21 protein-coding genes are annotated in these 21,986 nt (G+C 64.6%); 6 read left to right on the top strand and 15 right to left on the bottom strand.

All coding sequences use genetic code 11. The features are described from left to right. The first annotated feature begins 199 nt into the window (after positions 1 to 199). From C7G41_RS07595 to C7G41_RS07585, 3 genes are all read left to right on the top strand, one after another. A complete protein-coding gene (locus C7G41_RS07595; protein ID WP_106941958.1) occupies positions 200 to 988 on the top strand; it encodes an SDR family NAD(P)-dependent oxidoreductase in 789 nt (262 codons plus the stop codon). A gap of 82 nt (positions 989 to 1,070) precedes the next feature. Beyond that, entirely contained in the window at positions 1,071 to 1,508 is a 438-nt protein-coding gene (locus C7G41_RS07590) for a hypothetical protein (protein ID WP_106941957.1), read from the top strand. Between the two features lie 537 nt (positions 1,509 to 2,045). After that, on the top strand, positions 2,046 to 2,399 hold the full coding sequence (locus C7G41_RS07585; protein WP_106941956.1) for a hypothetical protein: 354 nt from the start codon (positions 2,046 to 2,048) through the stop codon (positions 2,397 to 2,399). 100 nt (positions 2,400 to 2,499) lie between these two features. Here C7G41_RS07585 and C7G41_RS07580 read toward each other — a convergent pair whose 3' ends face one another. The 4 genes from C7G41_RS07580 to C7G41_RS07565 form a co-directional block, all read right to left on the bottom strand. Continuing rightward, positions 2,500 to 2,913 (bottom strand): VOC family protein, encoded by a 414-nt coding sequence (locus C7G41_RS07580; protein WP_106941955.1) that lies wholly within the window; start codon positions 2,911 to 2,913, stop codon positions 2,500 to 2,502. 36 nt (positions 2,914 to 2,949) lie between these two features. Then, complete coding sequence (locus C7G41_RS07575; protein WP_106941954.1) at positions 2,950 to 3,486, bottom strand: SRPBCC family protein; 537 nt, start codon at positions 3,484 to 3,486, stop codon at positions 2,950 to 2,952. 99 nt (positions 3,487 to 3,585) lie between these two features. Next, entirely contained in the window at positions 3,586 to 4,896 is a 1,311-nt protein-coding gene (locus C7G41_RS07570; protein ID WP_106941953.1) for an RNA polymerase sigma factor, read from the bottom strand. Next, entirely contained in the window at positions 4,893 to 5,261 is a 369-nt protein-coding gene (locus tag C7G41_RS07565) for a YciI family protein (RefSeq protein ID WP_027570323.1), read from the bottom strand. The genes C7G41_RS07570 and C7G41_RS07565 overlap by 4 nt, the downstream gene beginning before the upstream one ends. Before the next feature lie 143 nt (positions 5,262 to 5,404). Here C7G41_RS07565 and C7G41_RS07560 point away from each other — a divergent pair, with 143 nt between their 5' ends. Both C7G41_RS07560 and C7G41_RS07555 read left to right on the top strand, forming a co-directional pair. Then, positions 5,405 to 6,370, top strand: a complete 966-nt coding sequence (locus C7G41_RS07560) for a glyoxylate/hydroxypyruvate reductase A (protein WP_106941952.1) — start codon at positions 5,405 to 5,407, stop codon at positions 6,368 to 6,370. Positions 6,371 to 6,637: 267 nt separating this feature from the next. Then, positions 6,638 to 8,605, top strand: a complete 1,968-nt coding sequence (locus tag C7G41_RS07555; RefSeq protein WP_158267994.1) for a methyl-accepting chemotaxis protein — start codon at positions 6,638 to 6,640, stop codon at positions 8,603 to 8,605. 169 nt (positions 8,606 to 8,774) lie between these two features. Here the strand turns inward: C7G41_RS07555 and C7G41_RS07550 are convergent, their stop codons facing one another. Next, positions 8,775 to 9,419 (bottom strand): TetR/AcrR family transcriptional regulator, encoded by a 645-nt coding sequence (locus C7G41_RS07550; protein WP_106941951.1) that lies wholly within the window; start codon positions 9,417 to 9,419, stop codon positions 8,775 to 8,777. A 117-nt stretch (positions 9,420 to 9,536) separates the two neighbouring features. On the opposite strand from C7G41_RS07550, the gene C7G41_RS07545 reads away from it, so the two are divergent. After that, a complete protein-coding gene (locus tag C7G41_RS07545; RefSeq protein ID WP_106941950.1) occupies positions 9,537 to 10,181 on the top strand; it encodes a glutathione binding-like protein in 645 nt (214 codons plus the stop codon). Between the two features lie 83 nt (positions 10,182 to 10,264). Here the strand turns inward: C7G41_RS07545 and C7G41_RS07540 are convergent, their stop codons facing one another. The 10 genes from C7G41_RS07540 to C7G41_RS07495 all read right to left on the bottom strand — a co-directional run bounded on the left by C7G41_RS07540 (position 10,265) and on the right by C7G41_RS07495 (position 21,983). After that, the gene (locus C7G41_RS07540) at positions 10,265 to 11,032 is read right to left on the bottom strand and encodes an ABC transporter substrate-binding protein (RefSeq protein WP_199198241.1); all 768 of its coding nucleotides are present in this window, start codon (positions 11,030 to 11,032) and stop codon (positions 10,265 to 10,267) included. Between the two features lie 32 nt (positions 11,033 to 11,064). Further along, on the bottom strand, positions 11,065 to 11,430 hold the full coding sequence (locus C7G41_RS07535) for a cytochrome c (RefSeq protein WP_245446461.1): 366 nt from the start codon (positions 11,428 to 11,430) through the stop codon (positions 11,065 to 11,067). A gap of 102 nt (positions 11,431 to 11,532) precedes the next feature. Then, entirely contained in the window at positions 11,533 to 13,251 is a 1,719-nt protein-coding gene (locus C7G41_RS07530; RefSeq protein ID WP_106941948.1) for a PQQ-binding-like beta-propeller repeat protein, read from the bottom strand. Positions 13,252 to 13,606: 355 nt separating this feature from the next. After that, positions 13,607 to 14,911 (bottom strand): TRAP transporter large permease, encoded by a 1,305-nt coding sequence (locus C7G41_RS07525; protein WP_106941947.1) that lies wholly within the window; start codon positions 14,909 to 14,911, stop codon positions 13,607 to 13,609. A 34-nt stretch (positions 14,912 to 14,945) separates the two neighbouring features. Continuing rightward, on the bottom strand, positions 14,946 to 15,539 hold the full coding sequence (locus C7G41_RS07520; RefSeq protein ID WP_106941946.1) for a TRAP transporter small permease subunit: 594 nt from the start codon (positions 15,537 to 15,539) through the stop codon (positions 14,946 to 14,948). Positions 15,540 to 15,550: 11 nt separating this feature from the next. After that, positions 15,551 to 16,549, bottom strand: coding sequence for a TRAP transporter substrate-binding protein (locus C7G41_RS07515; RefSeq protein ID WP_106941945.1), 999 nt, complete (start codon positions 16,547 to 16,549; stop codon positions 15,551 to 15,553). A gap of 39 nt (positions 16,550 to 16,588) precedes the next feature. After that, positions 16,589 to 18,247, bottom strand: coding sequence for a hydantoinase B/oxoprolinase family protein (locus tag C7G41_RS07510; protein WP_106941944.1), 1,659 nt, complete (start codon positions 18,245 to 18,247; stop codon positions 16,589 to 16,591). Positions 18,248 to 18,249: 2 nt separating this feature from the next. Then, a complete protein-coding gene (locus C7G41_RS07505) occupies positions 18,250 to 20,334 on the bottom strand; it encodes a hydantoinase/oxoprolinase family protein (protein WP_106941943.1) in 2,085 nt (694 codons plus the stop codon). A gap of 140 nt (positions 20,335 to 20,474) precedes the next feature. Beyond that, positions 20,475 to 21,311: an NAD-dependent protein deacetylase gene (locus C7G41_RS07500; protein ID WP_245446460.1), complete on the bottom strand. Its 837-nt coding sequence runs from the start codon at positions 21,309 to 21,311 to the stop codon at positions 20,475 to 20,477. 69 nt (positions 21,312 to 21,380) lie between these two features. Next, on the bottom strand, positions 21,381 to 21,983 hold the full coding sequence (locus C7G41_RS07495) for a hypothetical protein (RefSeq protein WP_106942191.1): 603 nt from the start codon (positions 21,981 to 21,983) through the stop codon (positions 21,381 to 21,383). Positions 21,984 to 21,986: the final 3 nt, after the last annotated feature.

Raw genomic sequence — 21,986 nt, 5'->3', positions numbered from 1 at the left:
AGCTTCATGATGCGGCTCCATGCAATGGATTTCGAAAATAAATAGAAATTGTGCGGTGAACAAATTCGACCATAGATAGTGGTGCATCAAATCACGGAAGGGCGGCCGCTCGAAGAGCCAAGGGCGCGATAGTTTGTCGCGTCTCCTCGCGGCTTTCATGGTAGGGAGAGCGCCTCAATTCCCGAACCACGGATAAGCCATGGTCCCCTCCCCGCAGAAAATCGCCCTCGTCACCGGAGCCGCGCGCGGCATCGGGCTTGCGACCGCGAAGAAGTTTTTGACCGAGGGCTGGCGGGTGGCGTTGCTCGACATCGAGGGCGAGCTGCTCGGCTGCGCGGTGGCCGAGATCGGCCGGGACGAGGCCACGCTGGCGCTGACCTGCGACGTCTCGGACGCAGCCGCGGTTGCCGCCGCGATCACGACGGTCGAACGGCGGTTTGGCCGGCTCGACGCGCTCGTCAATAATGCCGGCATTGCCGTGTTCGCGCCGCTGATGGAGACGTCGGAGACCGATTGGCGGCGCGTGCTCGAGGTCAACCTCACCGGCCCGTTCCTCTGCACCAAGGCGGCGGTGCCGCTGATGCGCGACGGCAATGGCGGCGCCATCGTCAACATTACCTCGATCTCGGCGGTGCGCGCCTCGACGCTGCGCTCGGCCTACGGGACCAGCAAGGCGGGCCTCGCGCACCTTACCAAGCAGCTCGCGGTCGAGCTCGCGTCCCTCAACATCCGCGTCAACGCGGTCGCGCCGGGGCCGGTCGACACCGCGATGGCGAAGCAGGTGCATACCAGGGAGATCCGCGCCGACTATCACGACGCCATCCCGCTCAACCGCTACGGCCTGGAAGAGGAACTCGCCGAAGCCATCTACTTCCTGTGCTCGGAACGATCGAGCTACATCACCGGTCAAATTTTGGCCGTCGATGGCGGCTTCGATGCGGCGGGCATCGGCCTGCCGACGTTGCGCGGCGAACGGCGGAACGGATAGACACGGCGTAGGTTGGATTTGCGAAGCGTCACCCACCTCTTCTCATTGGCCTATCCTACGGACTCGAATTCGCGGAGGCTTCATGCGACGCGTCACCTTCCTCAGGGCCTTGATGCTCGCATCCGCGCTGCTCGCCGCCACGCCTGCCTTGGCCGAAATCCGTATCATCCAGTCGCCCGGTGGACAGGTCGGGCCGTTCCTCGATTTGTTCGAGAAGGTGCGCGCGAGCGGCGAGCGCGTGGTGATCGACGGCCCCTGCCTGTCCGCCTGCACGTTGGTGCTGAGCATCGTGCCGGGCGAGCGCATCTGCGTCACCAAGCGCGCCGTGCTCGGCTTCCATGCGGCGCGCTCGATCGACCGGCGTGGGCGGGTCTATGCCGAGCCGGAGGCCTCCGAAGCGGTGCTGGAAGCCTATCCCGGTCCGGTGCGCGACTGGATCAGCCGCCGCGGCGGCCTCTCGTCACGACTACTCTTGTTGAAGGGGCGCGACCTCGCCGCGATCTATCCACGCTGCCGGTGATGACCAGGCGGACGCAAGCGCCCGCACGCACGGTAGGGCCGCGCAACGTCTTCGTCTCGAAGATCGTGATCGCGAGCGTCAGCTTCACGCTCATCGCGTTGCTCGTGAACCAGCAAACAGACGCGCCGGCAAAATTGCGCCGGTCACATGCGTCGTGAGGTCTAGTAATAACTCTGGATCAGCTGGGTCAATTCCATGCTCGCGCAGATGAGCATACCCCAAAGTGCAAAGTTGATCTGCAGCGCCGTCGCCATCGGTCGCTCCCCTTCCAAGTCCGCCCGCCCCAGTTTTTAGAATTTATGACGAAATAAATAACGATTCTGTCCCGGAGTTCACAGCCTAATATTGCGCCAGTTGTTGTGCGATGCGGTCCGCATCATTTCACGAAGCGGCCTCACTGCTCTCGCAATGTGGCGCGACAGTAAAATCCATATTCGACCGTGTCGGCCAGGCGTTTCCCTTAGGTTCCATTTGAGCGGTGCGAGGCAAGCTTCGGCATGCGGACTTGGCGCGCGCATACAACACCAAGGGTCCGGCATGATGCGACACGGCTTTGTCTTGCTCACTTTTTGCGCAACGCTCATGGGATGCGCGGTCGCGCCTGCGCAGGAACGCCGTCCGATTGCATGGGACGGCCTCGGTCAGGATCCGAACCGTCCCTCTGTCATGAAGCGTCGTGTGGCGACCCAAGCTGCCGCGGTGAGTGATCCGAATCAGGAGCGGGAAAGAGTACTCGGCACCTTGCGGCCTTACTCCGCGGCGTGGTGGGCGATCCACGACGAAATCGAAGCGGAGAATGACAGGCAACTCGGGACGAAGCTCGTAATCTGCCCGCGCTGCGTTCCCTCCTCCCAACCACCGAGCAATGACGTGACCGGATCGATCCGCTGAGGGGGCAAGCGGTCGATCGGCGCGACGTCCACATGCGATCCCCTCTCCCGCATCGTCGGGAGAGGGGATCGCCGCTTGGCGCGTCAGGCGATCGCGCCTGTCACATTCCTTCGGCCGGGCAGTTCACCATCCAGGGAATGCCGAACTTGTCGACGCACATGCCAAAGCCCTTGGCCCAGAACGTCTTGCTGAAGGGCATGGTGACGCTGCCGCCGTCGGCGAGCGCGTTGAACTTGCGCTCGCCCTCCGCGGGGTCCGCGACCGTGAGCGAAATCGAAAAGCCCTGCGGCTTGTGAAAATGCTCGCTTGGTGCGTCGGACCCCATCAGCACGCTGCCGTCGGGCAGCGACATCCGCGCATGCATGATCGTCTTCTCGCGGCCGGGCGCGGCCGCCATGTCCGGCGGCGCATCCGACGAACGCATCATGGCGTCGATCTTGCCGCCGAGAACCTTGGCGTAATAATTGAACGCCGCTTCGCAGGTGTCCTGATAGAACAGATAGGCATTGAGCATCGTTTCTCTCCATTGCTTTCGTTCGGGGTGACGGCGCTACTTCTCGGTGAGCTTCTTCAGGCTGGCCAAGCCCGCCTCGAAATCCTTGCCGATCATGCTGTCCATGTTGATGAACACCTGCATGACCTTGGACAGGAACGGGGCCGGACCGGACATCGCCCACGTGACCAGTGTGGCATCGCCCTGCGGCACAAAGGTGAACTCTGCGGTGTTGTGGCCTTCGAAAGGCCGCTCGAAATCGAGCTTGATGCGGAGTTTTGACGAGGCACTCGCCTCGAGGATCTCCATATGGCCGGCGCCGACATTGTTGTTGCCGTCCCAGGCATAGGTCGCGCCCTTTCCTTCCGTAGTTCCGCCAAAGGTGCGCTTCATGGCGGGATCGCGGCCCTCGTAGGGTGACCAGGCTGTCCAGCGATGGAAATCGGCGACCAAGGGATAGACAGCATTGGCCGGCGCTTTCACGGCGAGGCTGCGTTCGACGCGGAATGTGTCGGGCTTCGTCAGGGCGAAGACGAGCACGCCCACGATTCCGACCGCGAACAGGATGGCGATGACGGCAATGGCTTTCAGCATGAATGGCTCCCTGGATACGGTCCTAGGACGAAGGGAGGGGGTCGGACCCGACAAGGCGAGGCGGAAATTTTGCTACGCCCGAAGCGGGCCCTCCCTACGTCACCTTGGCGCCTTGACCTTGGCGTCCTGCCTCGCGCCGCCATTGGCGCCCTTGGGCTGGCTGTCGCGGATCAGGCGATCGAGATGCATGCGGATGTGGGCAGCTTCTGCGGACGTGTTGGCGAGGGCGATGGCGCGGTCGAAGGCGACGCGGGCTTCGTCGTTGCGGCCGAGCTGCATCAGGAAGGCGCCGCGCACGCCGTAGAAATGGAAGTAGTTGGCAAGCTTGGGCGCCAGCGGCTCGATCAGGTCGAGCGCGGCCTGCGGTCCGCGCACCTTGGAAACCGCGACCGCGCGGTTGAGCGTCACCACCGGCGAGGGCTGCACCACCTCCAGCGCACCATAGAGCAGGTCGATCTGCGCCCAGTCGGTTTCCTCGGGCGTCGACGCGCGGGCATGCAGCGCGGCGATCGCGGCCTGGATCTGGTAGGGTCCGCTGCGGCGATGGCGTATCGCCTTGTCGATCAGCGCGAGGCCTTCCGCGATCATCCTGCCGTTCCACAGCGAACGATCCTGGTCGTCCAGCAGGATCAGCGAGCCATCCGCGGCAAAGCGCGAGGCACTGCGCGCATGCTGCAGCAAGATGAGCGCCGTGAGCCCCATGATCTCCGGCTCGCTCTGGAACAGCCGCAACAGCAGCCGCGCCAGCCGGATCGCTTCCTCGCACAGCGGCTTTCTGATTTCGGCGGTGTCGCCGCTCGCCGAGTAACCCTCGTTGAAGATCAAGTAGATCATCGCCGCGACAACAGCGAGCCGCTCCGAGCGCTCGACCGCGCCCGGCGTTTCAAACGGCGTCCCGGCCTCCGCGACCTTGGCCTTGGCACGCGTGATGCGCTGCTCCATCGCCGCCTCCGACACCAGGAAGGCACGCGCGATCTGCTTTACCGTCAGGCCGCAGACGATGCGGAGCGCCAGCGCGATCTGCTGCGTCGCCGGCAGCCCTGGATGGCAGCAGATGAACATCAGCCGCAAAATGTCGTCGCGGTAGTGCGAGCCGTCGAGCCGCTCGGCGAGCGCGCCCTCGGCGTCGTCGAGATCGGAGATCACCTGGTCGTCCTCCGGCAGCGGCTGCTGCTTGCGGGTGCGGCGCACCTCGTCGATCGCAACGTTGCGGCCGACCATGATCAGCCAGGCCGCGGGATCGCGCGGCGGTCCGTTCTGCGGCCAGGTCTTCAGCGCCCGCAGGCAGGCGTTCTGAAAGGCTTCCTCGGCGGTGTCGAGATCGCGGAAATAGCGCAGCAGCGCGCCGACCGCCTGGGGACGCGCCGAGGTCAGCGCGGTCTCGATCCAGGCGGTATCGGCCTCGCTCACGTCAGATTACCTCCGGGCCTGAACACGCCCACCGGGCGCACCTCATAGGCGCCGCCGGGATTGGCCGATCCGAGGTCGCGCGCAACGTCGAGCGCCTCGTCGAGATTCTTGCAATCGACGATATAGAAGCCGAGCAACTGCTCCTTGGTCTCCGCGTAGGGGCCGTCGAGCACCAGCGGCGGGTCCTCCTTGCGCAGCGTCGCTGCCGCAGTGGTCGGCAGCAGCCGCGCCACGGGGCCGAGCCTGCCCTGCTTCGCGAGACCTTCCTGCACCACGGCGAGCTTCTTCATCACGGCCTCGTCCTGGTCCTTGCTCCAGGAGCCGACGAAGTCCTCGTCGTGATAGCAAAGGATCGCATAAAGCATGGGCAGCACCTTCTCTGAACGCTTGTTTTGAAGACGATCCACTATGCCCCGCCCCGACATGACTGCGGAAAAAATTTGCAAGAAAAATCCGGCAGATCGTGCCAAGGAGGGCCTTCAAAAGCGGAACCTAAGAGGCACTTCGAATGACCGTGGGCACACTGGCCGTCCTGATCAACAGCACGCAGCAGAACTGGCTGCCGGAGCGCTGGAAGGCCCGGTTCGACGCGGTCGGCGCCGGCCGCCGCGTGGTGCTGCTGCCCGATGCCGGGCTCGATCCGGCCGAGGTGCACTATGCCGCGGTGTGGAAGCCGGTGCCGGGCGACCTCGGCTCTTTCCCCAATCTGCGGGCGATCTTCAATCTGGGCGCCGGCGTCGACGCGCTGATGGCGGACAAGAGCCTTCCGAACGTACCGCTGGTGCGCGTGGCCGTGCCCGATCTGACCGGCCGCATGACCGAATACGTCGTGCAGCACGTGCTGATGCACCACCGCCAGGAGCTTTATCTGCGGCAGTCGCAGCGCGAAAAGCGCTGGGAGCCGACATATCAATGGCCGGCGAGCGCCGTCACGGTCGGTGTGATGGGACTGGGCACACTCGGCGCTGACGCGGCCGATGTGCTGCGGCGGCTTGGTTTCCGCGTCGCCGGCTGGAGCCGCAGCCCGCGCACCATCGCGGGCGTCGAATGCTTCCATGGCGCCGGGCAGATCGACGCGTTCCTGCGCACCACCGATATCCTCGTCAGCCTGTTGCCGCTGACGCCCGATACAAACGGCATCCTCAACCGCGACGTCTTCACTAGGCTCAACCGCAAAAGCCCGCTCGGTGCGCCCGTGCTGATCAACGCTGGCCGCGGTGGCCTCCAGAACGAAGCCGACATCCTGGCCTGCCTCGACGACGGCACGCTGGGCGCCGCCTCGCTCGACGTCTTCGTGCAGGAACCGCAGCCGGCGGACAGCCGGTTCTGGACCCACCCCAAGGTGTTGCTGACGCCACATAACGCCGCCGACACGGACGCCGATGCGATCTCGGCCTATGTCGCCGAGCAGATCGCGCGGTTCGAGGCGGGTGGTGTGCTGGAGAACGTGGTGGACCGGGCGCGCGGGTATTGAGACCTCACGGACACTGCAGTTCGGTGTCGTCCCGGCGAAGGCCGGGACCCATAGCCACAGCAGGAGGTTTGGCGGAAGGCCGCCGTTCGGTACCGTATCGACAACGATCGAGAGATTCCGCGGTATGGGTCCCGGCCTTCGCCGGAACGACACCGTTGGTAGGGCTGGCTACTGACGCAACGCCACCACACCCCCCTCCCCCGTTCACCCTCTCTTAGCGAGAAGTTGATAAGCGTTGTTAATCATCGCTCAACGAACGAGTCGCACATGCGCTTGACGCTCGGCCTCAGGATGCGGATCACGGTTGCGCTGGCGGTGACGGCAGCCGCCACCGCGCTGTTTGCGGTGCTCGGTGCAATGTGGATCATCGCGGGGATCATCGACCGCGCCGACCAGCGCGAGCTGCGCAGCCATTACGATGCCCTGCAATCGCGCATCACCGAGGAGTCCCGCCGTGCCGCAGCCATGAGCGCCGTCGTGGCCGCGATGCCGGCGACGCAGGACGCGATGGCCAAGCAGGATCGCAATGCCCTGGTCAGCCTGTTCGGGCCGGTCTTTGCCGCGACCAAATCGGAGTACGGCGTCGAACAGTTCCAGTTCCACGTGGCGCCCGCGACCTCGTTCCTGCGCGTGCACCAGCCTGCTAAATTTGGCGACGATCTCTCGGGCTTCCGCAAAACCGTGATCATGGCCAATCAGGAGCACAAGGTCGTGGTCGGCCTTGAGGGCGGCCTGGCCGGGCTGGGCATCCGCGGCGTCGTGCCGATCGCGCAAGGCGGCAAGCATCTCGGCTCAGTGGAGTTTGGCCTGACCTTCGGCCAGTCCTTCCTCGACGACTTCAAGAGCAACCGCCATGTCGACATCGCCTTCCATCTTGCGGACGGCGGCAGCTTCAAGCTGTTCGGCGGCACGCTGAAGGGCAAGAGCTTCTTCGACGCGGCCGATTACGGCCGCGCCGCCGGCGGCGACTTCACGATACGGCAGGCCAAGCTCGAGACCACACCGGTGGCCGCGCTGCTCGGACCGATCAGGGATTTTTCCGGCAAGTCCCTCGGCGCGGTCGAGCTGGTGATGGACAATGCCGACTATGTGGCCTCTGCCGACCGTGCGTGGCTGCTGGCATTCGGCATCGCCGCGCTCGGGCTGGTGCTCGCCGCAATCGTCGGCTATCTCATCGCCCGCAGCATCTCGCGCCCGATCATCTCCATCACCACCGTGATGCGCGAGCTGGCCGACGGCCACCTCGATGTCGCGGTTCCCGTCAGCAAAGCGAAGGACGAGGTCGGCGCGATGGTGAGGGCGGTCGCGGTGTTCCGTGACAATGCGATGAACTTCAACAAGCTCCAGGCCGATCAGCTCGAGGCCAAGGCGCAGTCCGAAGCGGAGAAGCGACGCGCGTTCGCCGCGCTCGCCGACAATTTCGAAGCCAGCATCCGCGACGTCGTCACCACGGTCTCCTCGGCAGCGGTCGAGATGGAGAACACGGCGCGCTCGATGTCCGATATCGTCGAGCGGTCGCGGCAGCAGACCGGCACGGTGTCGTCGGCCTCGGCGCTCGCCTCGGAGAATGTGCAGACGGTTGCTGCCGCCGCGGAAGAGCTGTCGTCGTCGATGACCGAGATCAGCCGGCGCCTCGCGCACGCGACGGCGGTGGTCGGCAAAGCTGCGAGCGACGGGCGACGGTCGAATGAGCGCGTGCAGAGTCTGGCCGACGCCGCGCAAAAAATCGGCGACGTCGTCTCCTTCATCAGCGGCATTGCCGAGCAAACCAATCTGCTGGCCCTCAACGCGACGATCGAGGCGGCGCGCGCGGGCGAAGCCGGCCGCGGCTTCGCGGTGGTCGCTTCCGAGGTGAAGGCGCTGGCGACCCAGACCGCCAAGGCGACCGAGGAGATCGGCGCGCAAGTGACGGCGGTACAAGGCGAGACCACCGGCGCGGTGGACGGAATCCAGTCGATCTGCGCAACGATCCAGGAGGTCGACGAGATCTCCGCCGCGATTGCCGCCGCCGTCGGCCAGCAGGGCACCGCGACGCAGGAGATCGCGCAGAACGTCCAGCAGGCAGCCGCCCGTACCGGCGAGGTCTCGCAAAACATCGCGGGCGTCACCGCCGGCATCGCCGCGACGGGAACAGCGGCGGAGGAAGTTCTGGGCTCGGCGATCGAGCTGTCAAAACAATCGCAGCGGCTGCGCGATGAGGTGGATCGCTTCCTCGCACATATTCGCGCGGCGTAGCGCGGCGCGGGATCGCGCCGCGGCGTCGTCCTGGCGAAAGCCAGGACCCATTACCCCAAGAGGAGGTTGCGGCACGAAGCTGTAGCCACGGGTCTTCGCAAAACTACGCGCTGGGGTAACGGGTCCTGGATCTACGCTCCACTTTGCTGCGCTTGTCCAGGACGACGGCCTAGTTTCTGGCCCCCACCATTACGTCGATCGCGCCCTTCACGATCGCCTCCAGATCCTTCCGCGACACACGCGCGCGCGAACGAATGGCGATCGAGTGCACGGTTGCTGAAGCGAGCTGCGCCAGCACGGCGGGATCGGCGCTGTCGGGCAACTCGCCTTCCTCCTTGGCGCGGCGGAAGCAACTCGCAAATGCCTTGTCGAGCTCGTTGAGGCCATCGAGCACCATGGCCCGGATGTCGGGATCGCCGACCGCCTCGGAGGCGGCCGTGACCACGGTGAAGCAGCCGCGCGGGCCGGTCTCGCCGGAGAGATAGATGTTCAGCGCGGAGGCGAAGATGCGCTCCAGCCGCCGACGCACGGGCATCTCCTGGCGAAAGATCTCCACCATCGATGCGCGCGCTTCCTCGCGATAGCGCTGATAGCTCTTGATGTAGAGCTCGCGCTTGTCGCCGAAGGCCCCATAGAGGCTCGGGCGATTCATCCCGGTGGCTTCGCTGAGATCGTCGAGCGAGGTCGCGGCGAAACCCTGCGTGCGGAACAGGTCGAGCGCCTTGCCAAGGGCGACGTCGGGCTCATAGGCGCGCGGACGGCCGCGGCGTTTGGGTTCGCTGGCAGCAGCTGGCGGCTTCTCTTTTTGTACCATCTCGCAATTTAATCCTTGACCGCCCCCTATAATATGCAAGACAGTACAAAAATCAATCTGGCCAGGTTGAGCGACACTCCAAAAGTCACATCGAGGAATTGCCCAAGGAGGCTCAAGATGGATCTTTATTTCTCGCCGCTCGCCTGTTCGATGGCGACCCGCGTCGCGCTGTATGAAGCTGGCGCCGAAGCGAATTATCTCGAAGTCGATCCGCCGACTAAGAAAGTGCTGAGCGACGGCACTGATTTCCGGACGGTGAACCCGATCGGCCTGGTGCCGACGCTGCGTACCGACGAGGGCGTGGTGCTGACCGAGAACGCCGCGATCCTGCAATATATCGCCGACCGCTTCCCGCAATCGGGCCTCGGCGCCGCAGCGGGCATCGAGCGCACGCGGCTGCATCAATGGCTCTGCTTCATCGGCACCGAGCTGCACAAAGGCCTGTTCATCCCGGTGCTCGACCGCAAGGCGCCGCAGGAGACGAAAGCCTATGCGCTGGAGAAGAACCTGTCGCGGCTCGACTATCTCGACAATTACCTGAAGGGGCGCGACTTCCTGCTCGACCATTTCAGCGTCGCCGACGCCTATCTCGTCACGGTCATCAACTGGACCATGGCGACGCCCCCGATCGAGCTCGCCAAATGGCCGAACGTGAAGGCCTATTACGAACGCCTGCGTCAACGGCCCTCGATCGCCAAGGCGATCGCGGAAGAGTTCGAACTGTACAAGGCCGAGCAGGCGCGGAAGAAGGCCGCGGCGTAGCGGCATTCGAAACGACCGTCGTTCCGGCCAATGCGGCCGGGACGACGGGCTAAAGCGCGACTGACCGCGCCCGGAACAATTGGCTATTTCGGCATCTGCAGTACGACCCCGTAGCGGCCGTATATCCGATCGATCCTGCCTTCGCTTCGCAGCCGTTCAACCGCTCCATCGATGGTGTCGCGCAATGCATCATCCGGACGGACCATGCCGACCGCGACGTTCCAGTTGAGATCGGCTACGGACTCGTCGCGATCGAGGATACGAAATGCCTTGTCCGGATGCGTCAGATTGAAATAACTCGCCGCGGTGGGGGTGACCGCCGCGGCATCGATCTCATGGTTTGACAAGGCATCGAGGCTGTCGCTCTCGAAGCCGAAAGTCGACGTCGGTACGTGCCGTTGACTGATGATCATGGCAGCGACGGATCCGACCTGCACCCCGACCTTGGTATGCTCGTTGAGGCTCTGGAACGAGGCCAGCGCGCTGGATGAAGGGACGGCGAGCGCGACGCCTGTGCGATAATACGGTTTTGAGAATCTCAAGCGGGTCTCACCCTGCGCTTCGCGGTCGGCGATGACGTCCAAAACAATGTCGCATCCGGCGCTCCGCATCTGGTACTGGGTGATGATCCAGTCGAGACGCAGCGAGACGCCGAGCTCGTGAGCCAGCGCCTCGCCCAATTCGATCTGAAAGCCGGGAGGATCGGCCGCCTTGCTTGCGAACGGAAGCGAGTTCGGATGGGCGCATAATCCAAGCACGCCGGACGCGCGGATCGCGTCCAGGGTCCGCCCTTGCGCAGGATTCAGCAATCCGATCACGGCGCTGACCACAAGCGGGAGAACTGCCTTCATTCCGCGTTCTCGTATCGACATCGGTTGGTCATTCAGCCCTCGCGCGGCTTCAGGGCGCGGATATATTTGACGATCTGGTCGATCTGCGCGTCAGTGAAGGCCCCGCCGAATGCCGGCATCGCACCAGACTTGCCGTTCTTGATGCGGCTGTGCAGATAGTCGTCGTCGCGCGGCGAATTCATCAGCTGCGGTCCCTTGCCGGCGGCCCGACCGCCAGCAGAGTGACAAAAGCCGCAAGTCCCTGCGAATAACTGCTCGACGTCGAATGTCCCGTTGTCGGGTGCGGGAGTGGCAGACTGCGCCAGAACCGGTGCGGCATACAGCGACGAGGCGCCCAGCACCGCCGATAGCAGCGCGGTGATCTTCTTAAAATGCAAGTTCAAGGTATCCAGCTCCATATCCTGAAGCGCCACGTCCCGAAGCACGAGTCCTGAAGCACACCCGGAATTCCAATGCACGGGAAGCAAGCTTGCGCCTGCTCCCCGGCAATCTGCCATTGTTTATTTCAAGCTGAAGACGACGAGCGCCCCGTCATCACGCGGCATGCTCTTGTAGGCGCCGCCGAAGTTTGGCGCGTATTCGTCCGCCAGCATGCCGCCAAAGCCAGCGACTACGGCAATGTACTGCTTGCCATTGACGAAATAGCTGACGATGCCGCCCTGATGGCCGGTGCCGTTGTTGTGACTCCATAGCTCAGCCCCGGTTTCGGCATCGTAGGCATGAAGGATGCCGCGGGAGTCGGGCACGAATACGAGATTGCCCGCAGTCGACAGCACGCTTCCAAGCGGCGGCTCAGGATAGCGAACCTCCCACTTCTTGGCGCCGGTGATGGGGTCGCGCGCGTCGAGATGTCCATAAATCTCTCCGCCCGGAGGGGGTACCATCTTGAAATCGGCGCCGATGTTGAGCTGGACTTGGGGCGCTGTGACCGGCGTCGTCTTCTGGACGTCGAGCGTCATGCACCATTCCTGGCCGATCTTGTAGTACAGGCCGGTCTTCGGGTTGTAGGACCCGGCGTTCCAGCTGATGCCGCCACCAATGAAGGGGCACAGCGGCGGTTCGGTGACCTTCCCGGCCGTGAAGTCGCGGCGGCCGATCAAGGCACCCGTCTTGGGATCGATATCCTTGACGAAATTGATGTTCTCAACGAGCCGCCAGACATTCTTCACGGCGAGATTGCGGTCATAGACGAAGACGAAACCGCCCTTGTTCGGGTGAACCACGAACTTCTGACCGTCGCGTTCGAGCATCACAAACTCGCCGACCGCGCTGTCGAAATCCCAGGCGTCGTGCGGCAACTCCTGATGATGGAATTTGAGCCTGCCGGTATCGACGTCGAGACCGATCACCGAACTCGTGTAGAGATTGTCGCCGGGACGCGCGCCTTGCGTCTTGTAATCGGCGCCCGACCAATCGTAGAGCGGCGCCGGGTTTGCGGTGCCCCACAGGATCGTGTTGGTCTCGGAATCGTAAGTGCCCGGCATCCAGCCACCGCCCCCGCCCGTGCGCCAGGAATCGTTTCCCCACGTCTTCATGGCCTCGTCGGTGCCGGCGACGGTCAAGAACTCCCACTTCTTCTTCCCGGTGGTGGCATCCAGGCCGAAGATCGGGCCGCGGCCCGGCCATTCACCGCCTTGCGCTCCGATGACCACCGTGCCCTTCGCGTAAAGCGGTGCACCGGTGAAACCGACCGTGAGCTTCTGCGAGTCGATCAGCCTGGTTTCCCAGAGGACCTTCCCCGACTTCATATCCAGGCCAAGAACCCTGCCATCCATGGTGCCGACGAAAACCTTGCCCTCGCCGAGCGCTACGCCGCGATTGTAGGGGGAATGGGTCTGACGGGAGATCAGGGCCTCGTCCAGCTCCGGAAAATGGGACCAGATCACCTCGCCTGTCGCGCCGTTGAGCGCAAAGACCCGGCTGTAAGAACCCGAGTAATAGAGCACGCCATCCGCCGCGAGCGGCATCGACTGCAGGCCGCGGGTCGAGCGTCCTGGAATATGGGTCCAGGCAACGTTCAGATTGCCGACGTTGTTTGCATTGATCTGCGCCAGCGGGCTGTAGTGATAGGATTTGTATGAACCGTGGTAGGTCAGCCAATCGTTCTGACCGCCGTTCTCGATCCGCGCAGTATCCACGGACTGGGCAAAGGCCGACGACACCATCAGCGTCGCGCCGGCAACAAGAGGTAGACCAGACTTACACCAACGCTTCTTCATCCATTCCTCCCGCTTTTATGTTTGTTTAACGTGCGTCTCATAGACGCCACCGCGAGGGATGCTGCAGTCCGCTCTCTGTCGGCCTTCTCCATCGCATACGAGCCCAACGGCTCTCGATCTCTCTCGGCGGACATCGCCAAAAGGTGCTACGTCTCTGGACTGGTTGCAGTTGCGCTTATCCTCGCTCCGGCAGCGTACGCCGGATGACGAGGAGGCGCAAAGATGGAACACGCGCACGGCGCGAATTTGACGCGCGGCGCGATTGCAAACGTCAGCCTCGCTGTCCGGTTCGTTTGGCCTTGCAGTTTCAGACTGCTGCGGGCGGACGCGATAGCGCCAAGGCCCGAGGAAGGATTTACCCGTACAGCACCCTCGGCAGGATCGTGACGATGCCGGGCCAGAGCGTCAGCAGCAACACGAAGCCCACCATGATGAGCAGGTACGGCATCGTGACGCGCGCGATGTAGCCGAGGCCGTCGTCGGTCAGGCCCTGGATCACGAACAGGTTGAAGCCGACCGGCGGGGTGATCTGGGCCATCTCGACCGCGAGCACGAGGAAGATGCCGAACCAGATCTCGTCGAAGCCCGCGCCCTTCACGATCGGCAGCACGATCGGCAGCGTCATCACGATCATCGAGAAGCCGTCGAGGAAGCAGCCGAGAATCAGATAGAAGATGATCAGCGCCACGATCAGCATGAAGGGCGACAGGCCGAGCCCCTTCACGAAGGCGGCGACGGCCTGCGGGATGCCCAGGAAGGCCGCGGCGTTGCCGAGGATCGAGGCGCCGAGCACGATCAGCGCGATCATCGAGCAGGTCACGACCGAGCCGATCAGCACGTCGCGGATCACCTGCTGCGACATCGAGCCCTGCGCCCAGGCGACCAGCGCCGCGCCGAGCACGCCGACCGCGGCGGCCTCCGACGGCGTCGCCAGCCCGCCATACATCGAGCCGAGCACGCAGGCGATCAGGAACAGCGCCGGCGCGAGGTCCTTCAGCGCGGCGAAGCGTTCGCCCCACGGCACTTGCGAGAGTTTGGCTTCCGTCTCCGGCACCATGCTCGGGTTGAGGGTCGTGTGCAGCATCACCCAGCCCATGAAGGTGGCGGCCAGCAGCAGGCCGGGCAGCACGCCGGCCGTAAAGAGCTTGAGAATGGAAACGTCGCCCAGCACGCCGTAGATGATCATGATGTTGGACGGCGGGATCAGGAAGCCGAGCGTGCCGGCGCCGGCGAGCGAACCGATCGCGATATCGCGGGAATAGCCGCGGCGCAGCAGCTCGTTGAGCGACATGCGGCCGATCACCTGCGTCGTCGCCGCCGACGAGCCGGAGATTGCCGCGAAGATGGTGCAGCCGATCACGTTCACATGCAGAAGGCGGCCCGGCAGAAGTCCCGCCCAGGGCGCGAGTCCCTGGAACAGTGAGCGCGACAGCCGGGTTCGGAACAACAGCTCGCCCATCAGGATGAACAGCGGCAGCGCGAGGAGCTCCTGCGTGGTCAGGATGTTCCAGGCATACTGCGGCAACAGCTTGTCGAGCGGGATCGAGCGAAACATCGCGAGCAGGAGCGTTGCGGTGAGCGCGAGCGTCAGGCCGATCCACAAGCCTCCCGCCAGGAGCGCGAACAGGATCACGAACAAGGCGACGACTTCGATGGTCATGGAATCCTGTATCCGGTAGCGGGCGGGAGTGCGGTCATTCGACGGGGGAGGCCTTCATGCGGTGGTCTTCCAGCGGCAGACCGAGCGCTGCTTGAATCGCACGCGCCAGGAACTGCAGCGTGAGCAGCACCATGCCGAAAGTGACGACCGCCTGCGGAAACCACAGCGGCGTGTCGCTCGATGTCGAGACCTGGCCGCGGATGAAGGCGCCCCAGGCGAACTTCGCCATGGATGAAGACAGGAATGCCATGAAGAGGAAGCCCGCCGACGCGGCAAGCACCTCCATCGCACGCTGCACCGGCGGCGGCACATTCTTGAGCAGCAGCACGACACGGATGTGGCCACCGACGCGCAGGGTCATGGCAGCGCCGAAGGTGAAGGACGCCGCCATCAAATAGGAGGAATACTCCCACGCGATCGAGATCGTGGGCGGAAAGAACGGCAGGAAGTTCGAGAGGAAGCGCGTTGCGACCTCGCACAGCATCAGCAGCGTCAGCATCAAGAGGCAGCCGCCGCCGATCCAGCCGTCCAGCCGGCCAAGACGGTCGATACCGTCGAGCAGGATGCGCAGCGGCGCCGGCGCCGCTGCGTTGAGACTTGGGGACGACGCAGGCAAGACATCCGCCACCGCAAAATCCCTCAGCGCTTCATTTCGGCGAGATAGGCCCGCACCGGCTTGTCGGCCGCCGGCACGCGCTTGACGAAAGCGTCGAGCTGGGGCGCGGTCTTGGCGCGAATGTCGGTGATCATGGCCTCCGAGACCGGCACCACTTCCATGCCGCCTTCCTTGAGCCGGTTGAGGCTGTCGACGTCCGCCTTGAGCGAATTCGCCCAGAAGCCCGGCTCCATCTTCGCGGCAATGCCGGCGACGAGCTGTTGCTGATCGGCGCTCAGTGCCTTCCAGGAATCGAGATTGACGGTGAGCATCTGCGACGACCAGACGTGGTTGGTCGGGTAGATGTATTTCAGGAATTCCCAGAATTTTCCGTCGACGCCCGACACCGCCGAGGTGGACACGCCGGAGACTGCGCCCGAAGCCAGCGCCGGGATGGTCTCGCCCCAGGGAATCATCACCGGCGCCATGCCGACCACGGCCAGCATGTCGACGGCGTTCTTGTCCGGCACGCGGATCTTGATGTTCTTCAACCCGTCGACATCGGCGACCTTGACCTTGAGGTGCAGATATTGCGTCGGCCACGGCACGATGTAGAGGATCTTCTGGTTGTTGCGCGCGGCGACCTTCTCGTATTCGGGCCGCACATATTTGTGCAGCACCTTCAATTCATCCATGGAGCCGCAGAGAAAGGGAATGCTTTCGACGCCCATGAAGGGCTCGTCGCCGACCTGCTGGATGTTGAGGACGTCGGCGAGCGGCACCAGGCCGTCGCGCACGGCGCGAAGATGCTCGGGGCCCTTGAAGCCGAGCTGGCCACCGGCCTTCACGGTGATCGCGACCGAGCCGCCGCTCTGCTTCTTCACCTCCTCCGCGAATGCAAACGCGTTCTGGGTGTGGAAATTGCCGTCGGGCCATACCGTCGACATGTCCCAGCTCACCGTCGCCGCCCGCGCGCGGGTCGAGATGTGGCCGGCTGCGAGCAGCGTCGCTGTGCCCGCTGTAAAATTCCGTCGCGTAATCATGGAGCCCCTCCGTTTGCTACGCGCACGACGCCTGAGGCGTCATCGCGCATGCCCATAAACTGCAACCGCATTGTCGGCAGACACGAGGCCGCTTTCGATGTCGTCGTTGACGGCTGTCGGCGCGCGCTCCCGGGGATCGCCGATGCCGGCGCCGCCTGGTGTCAGCACCACCAGACGGTCGTCCGGCGGCACCTGCTGAAAGCCTTTTCCACGCAGCTTCTTGCCGGACTTCAGCCCGACATAGCCGGCCTGGCCGTTCTTGCCGCCATCGCGGCCGCGTGGCGGATGATCGATGCGGTCGAACGCGGCCAGGATGTCGAAGGGTGCATCGACGCCGCTGCCGACCTCGATGATCTGGCCGAGGCCGCCGCGGGTGCGCCCTGCCCCGCCGGAATCGGGACGCAGTTCCTTGCGCCAGAAGATCAGCGGCGTCTGCGTCTCGGCGATCTCGACCGGCGTGCCGCGCACGCCGCTGGGATAGGCGGTCGCCGACAGCCCGTCCTTCGCGAAGCGCGCGCCGGTGCCGCCATTGGAGGTCACCGCCATCGAGAATCCGTAATTGCCGCCGGCGCCCGAGCGGGTCTGTCCGCGCACGTTGAGATTCCACAGGCACGAGGTGCCTTCCGCGGGCACGCGCTCGGGAATGATCTGGCGCAGGCAGCCGAACACGACGTCGGGCAGCATCTGGCCGATGATGTGACGCGAGGCGACCGGCGCCGGCTTCGGCGCATTGAGGATCGCGCCCGGGGGAGCCGACACCGTCAGCGGCGAGAGCGAGCCGGCATTGTTCGGGATCTGCGAGGCGACGACGCAGCCGAGACCGAACACGGTGTAGGCGATGGTGTAGGACAGAGGCACGTTGATGCCGAACCTGGATGCGGCCGAGGTGCCGTCGAAATCAACGTGGATGCCTTCGTCCGAGATCGTCAGCGTCGCCTCAAGCGAGACCGGCGCGTCATAGCCGTCGACCACCATGGTGTTGCGCCAGGTGCCCTTCGGCAGCTTGGCGATCTCGGCCAGCACGGCCTCGCGCGAGCGGTCGCAGATGTAGTCGCCGAGCGCATCGAGCGAGTCGATGCCGAACTCGGTCATCATCTCGACCAGGCGCTCGCAGCCGACGTCGTTGCAGCCGGCGAGCGAGTAGGTGTCGCCCTCGGTGTCGATCGGCAGCCGCGTATTGGTGCGGATCATCGCCATCAGCGTCTCGTTGACGACGCCCTGGTCGATCAGCTTCAGCATGGGGATGTAGAGCCCCTCCATGAACACGTCGGTGGCGTCGGGTCCGAAGCCGATGCCGCCGATGTCCATGAGATGGCTGGTGCAGGAAAACAGCGCGACCGGCTTGCCGTCCTTGAAGCAGGGCGTGGTGACGACGAAATCGTTGAGATGGCCGGTGCCCATCCAGGGATCGTTGGTGATGTAGGCGTCGCCTTCCTTCATCGTCTCGATCGGAAAGTGGGCGATGAAGTGCTTGACCGATTCCGCCATCGAGTTGACGTGACCGGGCGTGCCGGTCACCGCCTGCGCCAGCATCCGTCCCTTGAGGTCGAACACGCCGGCCGAGAGGTCGCCGCATTCGCGCACGATCGGGCTGAAGGCGGTGCGGAGCAGCACCTGCGCCTGCTCCTCGACCACGGCGATCAGCCGGTGCCACATGATCTGAAGGTCGATCAGGCTCGCGCCGCTTGCCTTGCTCATGATCAAGCCGCCTTCCGTTCCATGACGATGCTGCCGGCACCGTCGATATGGGCATCAAAACTGTTGGAGACGAACGTCGAGGTCTCGTCCTCCGCGATCACCGCGGGACCTACGATCGTCGCGCCCGGCGCCATATCCTCGCGGCGGTAGAGCGGGATCTCGATCACCTCCCCGGCCCGGCCGTCGAAGAACCTGCGGCTGCCGGTCGCCTTCCCGGCGGGCTTGCGCGTAACAGCCGCGACCGTGGCCGGATTGCGCGCCTCGGTCGTCGCAAGCACCGACCAGCTCAAGACCTCGATCGCCGCGCCCGGGATCGACCGCTCGAACATCGCCGCATAATCCGCCTCGAACTTCTGGCGCAGGCCGGCGAGATCGGCCGTCGCCAACCGCCGGTTCGGCAACTCGATCGAGATCTCATGGCCCTGGCCGACATAGCGCATGAACGCCGCGCGGCGCTCACGCACCAGCGCGCCGGCCGCACCCGTCTCGACCAGAACACGCGCTTCGGTCACCATCTCCTGGAGCAGGTCGGAGACCCCTTCGGTGTCGAAATCGTCGAGCCGCACGTGACGGCTGCGCACCAGCTCATAGGCGATCGGGGCCGCAAGGAAGCCAACGGCCGAACCCACGCCGGCATTGGAAGGGACGATCACGCGGGAGACACCGATCTTCTCGGCGACGCGCGCCGCATGCAGTGGCGCCGCGCCGCCGAAGGCGATCAGCGTGTGCTGACCGACAATCTCGCCGCGCTCGACCGCATGCACGCGCGCCGCACTCGCCATGTTCTCGCAGACGACCTCGTGCACGGCATAGGCCGCGATTTCCGCCGACAGGCCCAGCGGTTCGCCGACGCTGCGCAGCAGCGCCTGCTTCGAGAGCTCAGGGTCGAGCTTGATCGTGCCACCCGCGAAGGCGTCGGGATCGATCAGGCCGAGCGCAACATCGGCATCCGTCACGGCCGGGCGCAGGCCGCCGCGGCCATAGCAGGCGGGCCCGGGCTCCGACGAGGCACTCTCGGGGCCGACCGTGACGCGCTTCATCGCGTCGACATGCGCGATCGAGCCGCCGCCGGCGCCGATCTCGACCATCTCGATCACCGGAATCCGCACCGGCAGACCCGAACCTTTCAGGAAGCGCGCTGCGCGATCGACCTCGAACACACGCGAGGTCTCGGGCTGGTATTTTTCGATCAGGCAGATCTTTGCCGTGGTGCCGCCCATGTCGAAGGACAGCACTTTGCTCTCGCCGAGACGCGCCGCGATCTGCGCCGCGAAAATGGCGCCGCCGGCAGGACCGGATTCGACCAAGCGCACCGGAAAGCGCCGTGCCGTCTCGATCGAGGTGACGCCGCCGCCGGAGGTAACGAGATAGATCGCACCGCGGTACTGCTCGACCTGCAAGGCATCGGACATGCGGGCGAGATAACCGTCGATCAGCGGTTGCACATAGGCGTTGGCCACCGCCGTCGATGTGCGCTCATATTCGCGGATCTCCGGACACACCGCGGACGATACGGTCACGGAAATGCCGGGCATCTCCTCGCTGATGATCGCGGCCGTGCGGCGCTCGTGCTCGGGATTGGCGTAGGAGTGCAGGAAGGCGACCGCGACGCTCTCGACGTTCAGCGCGCGCAATCTTGGCGCGAGCGCACGCACCGCCGCTTCGTCCAGCGGGAGGCGGACGCCACCGTGGGCGTCGATGCGCTCGGGGACCGTGAAGCGCAGGGACCGCGGCGCCAACGGCTTCGGCTTGTCGATGCTGAGGTCATACTGGTCGTAGCGGCTCTCGGTGCCGATATCGAGCACGTCGCGAAAGCCCTCGGTCGCGATCAGCGCCGTCTTGGCGCCGCGACGCTCGATGATGGCGTTGGTCGCGAGCGTCGTGCCGTGAATGAAGACGTCGATGTCGCTGATATGGGCACGCGCATCAGCGAGAATGAGCCGCATGCCGTCCAGCACCGCTTGTTCGGGCCGCTGCGGCGTCGTCAGCAATTTGCGCGTCTTGCGATCCTGTCCCACGTCCAGCACGATGTCGGTGAACGTGCCACCGATATCGACGGCAAGCCGCACCTCGGCTCCCTCAAGCATTCCAAATTCTCCGTGCTGATCGTCAAGACTGAGGACAAAAGCGCAGCAATTTCCATGCCATGGGCGACAGGAACATGCTGTGTCCAGCTATTCTGCTTGGCACCCATGCAATAGGCAAGGCGTGTTCGCAGCCCGCGCGATCAGAGCAGGAATGCAAGCGCCGCTTCGCAGCGCTCCTCGACCTTGAGCGTGAGGAGATCATCGGCGCGGGTGCGTCCGAGATTGACCGCAGCGATCGGGATTTGCCGTTGCGCGGCCGCCTGCACGAAGCGGAAACCGGAATAGACCATCAGTGACGAGCCGACGATAAGCATGGCGTCGGCCTGCGCCAGATGATCCTGCGCGGTAGCGACCACGTCGCGCGGGACGTTCTCGCCGAAGAACACGACATCGGGCTTGAGGATGCCGCCGCAGGCTTCGCAGGCTGGCACCTTGAACGACGAAAAATCCGCATGCTCCAGGTCGGCGTCGCCGTCGGGCGCATCGGCGGCGTCGAGCGTCAGCCATTCCGCATTGGCGCGGCCGAGCGTCTCCTGGAATTCACTCCGCGGCGTCTTTTGGCCGCAGCCCATGCACCGGACCAGATCGAGCCGGCCGTGCAGGTCGATCACCTGGCGGTGGCCGGCGGATTGATGCAGACGGTCTACGTTCTGGGTCAGCAGCATTCCGCAACGCCCGCTCGCCTCGAGCCGGGCGAGCGCGTGATGCGCATCGTTCGGCCTCGCCTGGCCGAACCGCCGCCAGCCGATCAGGCTGCGCGCCCAATAGCGCCGGCGCGTATGCTCTTCCGACATGAAAGCCTGGAAGTTCACCGGCTGGGTCCGCTTCCAGTTGCCGTGACTGTCGCGATAATCGGGAATGCCCGAATGGGTGCTGCAGCCAGCACCGGTCAGCACGAACAGACGTTCGTGCCGGCCGACGAAATCCTGGAGCGGATGATTTGCCAGCGGATCATTTGCCAGAGGATGATTTGCCATGGCGCAGATGTAGTCCGCGCAGGCGGGTTTTGCCAGATCGGTTGCGCCCGCGCGCTTCGAATCCGAAGACTATTTCGAGGGTATGCTTGGCTTCGGCGACACGGATTGTTTTTGTGAGACGACGGCCTTGCCAGGCGCAGCTTCAGGAGCGGCGGGCGCCACCGGTGCGGACTGCCCCACCGACAATGACACGCCGAACACACGCCATTGTCCTTCGACCGGCGCGAACATCAGTTCGAAATTCACCTGAGATGGCACCGACGGGAAAAATCCTGCCATGTGCAGGAGCCCGTTCGGCTCGATCTGCGGCAGCAGCGACAATTGCGGATCGATTACCGCGACGCCGGAGAGATCGAGCTTGTCGCCGCGCTGCTTGGCAAAGATCTCCGCAAGCTTTGCGGCCGTGTTCACCTGGAAGCCGGGAGCGCCGAGATCGCGCAGCACGGTGTAGTTCCCGGTCTTGTTGGCATGGTCGAGCGCAAGCAGGGTCGAGCGGATCAGCATCAGCACGCCGTTGCGGTCGATATTGGCGGGCTTGGCGGCCTGTTGCTGCGGCGGCGCTGCCGGGTGCGGTTGCGGCGGCGTCTGCTGTGCTGATGTCGTCACCACCCCCAGGATCAGCAACCCAAGGACTAGAACACCGAGGCCCGCGCCCAGCCAACGCAGCATCACGGC

It is taken from the genome of Bradyrhizobium sp. MOS002, assembly GCF_003020115.1.
Lineage (GTDB): Bacteria > Pseudomonadota > Alphaproteobacteria > Rhizobiales > Xanthobacteraceae > Bradyrhizobium.
Note: the sequence above shows the minus strand (reverse complement) of the source record. Positions and strands in the feature narration are given on the sequence as shown.

Bases quoted from the DNA above. Each gene is read 5' to 3' on its own strand.
- C7G41_RS07595 (WP_106941958.1), top strand. From the start codon at position 200: ATGGTCCCCTCCCCGCAGAAAATCGCCCTCGTCACCGGAGCCGCGCGC.
- C7G41_RS07540 (WP_199198241.1), bottom strand. From the start codon at position 11,032: ATGAAGGCAGTTCTCCCGCTTGTGGTCAGCGCCGTGATCGGATTGCTG.
- C7G41_RS07525 (WP_106941947.1), bottom strand. From the start codon at position 14,911: ATGACCATCGAAGTCGTCGCCTTGTTCGTGATCCTGTTCGCGCTCCTG.
- C7G41_RS07505 (WP_106941943.1), bottom strand. From the start codon at position 20,334: ATGCTTGAGGGAGCCGAGGTGCGGCTTGCCGTCGATATCGGTGGCACG.
- C7G41_RS07585 (WP_106941956.1), top strand. From the start codon at position 2,046: ATGATGCGACACGGCTTTGTCTTGCTCACTTTTTGCGCAACGCTCATG.
- C7G41_RS07500 (WP_245446460.1), bottom strand. From the start codon at position 21,311: ATGGCAAATCATCCTCTGGCAAATGATCCGCTGGCAAATCATCCGCTC.
- C7G41_RS07510 (WP_106941944.1), bottom strand. From the start codon at position 18,247: ATGAGCAAGGCAAGCGGCGCGAGCCTGATCGACCTTCAGATCATGTGG.
- C7G41_RS07565 (WP_027570323.1), bottom strand. From the start codon at position 5,261: ATGCTTTATGCGATCCTTTGCTATCACGACGAGGACTTCGTCGGCTCC.
- C7G41_RS07555 (WP_158267994.1), top strand. From the start codon at position 6,638: ATGCGCTTGACGCTCGGCCTCAGGATGCGGATCACGGTTGCGCTGGCG.
- C7G41_RS07560 (WP_106941952.1), top strand. From the start codon at position 5,405: ATGACCGTGGGCACACTGGCCGTCCTGATCAACAGCACGCAGCAGAAC.
- C7G41_RS07535 (WP_245446461.1), bottom strand. From the start codon at position 11,430: ATGGAGCTGGATACCTTGAACTTGCATTTTAAGAAGATCACCGCGCTG.
- C7G41_RS07575 (WP_106941954.1), bottom strand. From the start codon at position 3,486: ATGCTGAAAGCCATTGCCGTCATCGCCATCCTGTTCGCGGTCGGAATC.
- C7G41_RS07515 (WP_106941945.1), bottom strand. From the start codon at position 16,549: ATGATTACGCGACGGAATTTTACAGCGGGCACAGCGACGCTGCTCGCA.
- C7G41_RS07530 (WP_106941948.1), bottom strand. From the start codon at position 13,251: ATGAAGAAGCGTTGGTGTAAGTCTGGTCTACCTCTTGTTGCCGGCGCG.
- C7G41_RS07545 (WP_106941950.1), top strand. From the start codon at position 9,537: ATGGATCTTTATTTCTCGCCGCTCGCCTGTTCGATGGCGACCCGCGTC.
- C7G41_RS07580 (WP_106941955.1), bottom strand. From the start codon at position 2,913: ATGCTCAATGCCTATCTGTTCTATCAGGACACCTGCGAAGCGGCGTTC.
- C7G41_RS07590 (WP_106941957.1), top strand. From the start codon at position 1,071: ATGCGACGCGTCACCTTCCTCAGGGCCTTGATGCTCGCATCCGCGCTG.
- C7G41_RS07550 (WP_106941951.1), bottom strand. From the start codon at position 9,419: ATGGTACAAAAAGAGAAGCCGCCAGCTGCTGCCAGCGAACCCAAACGC.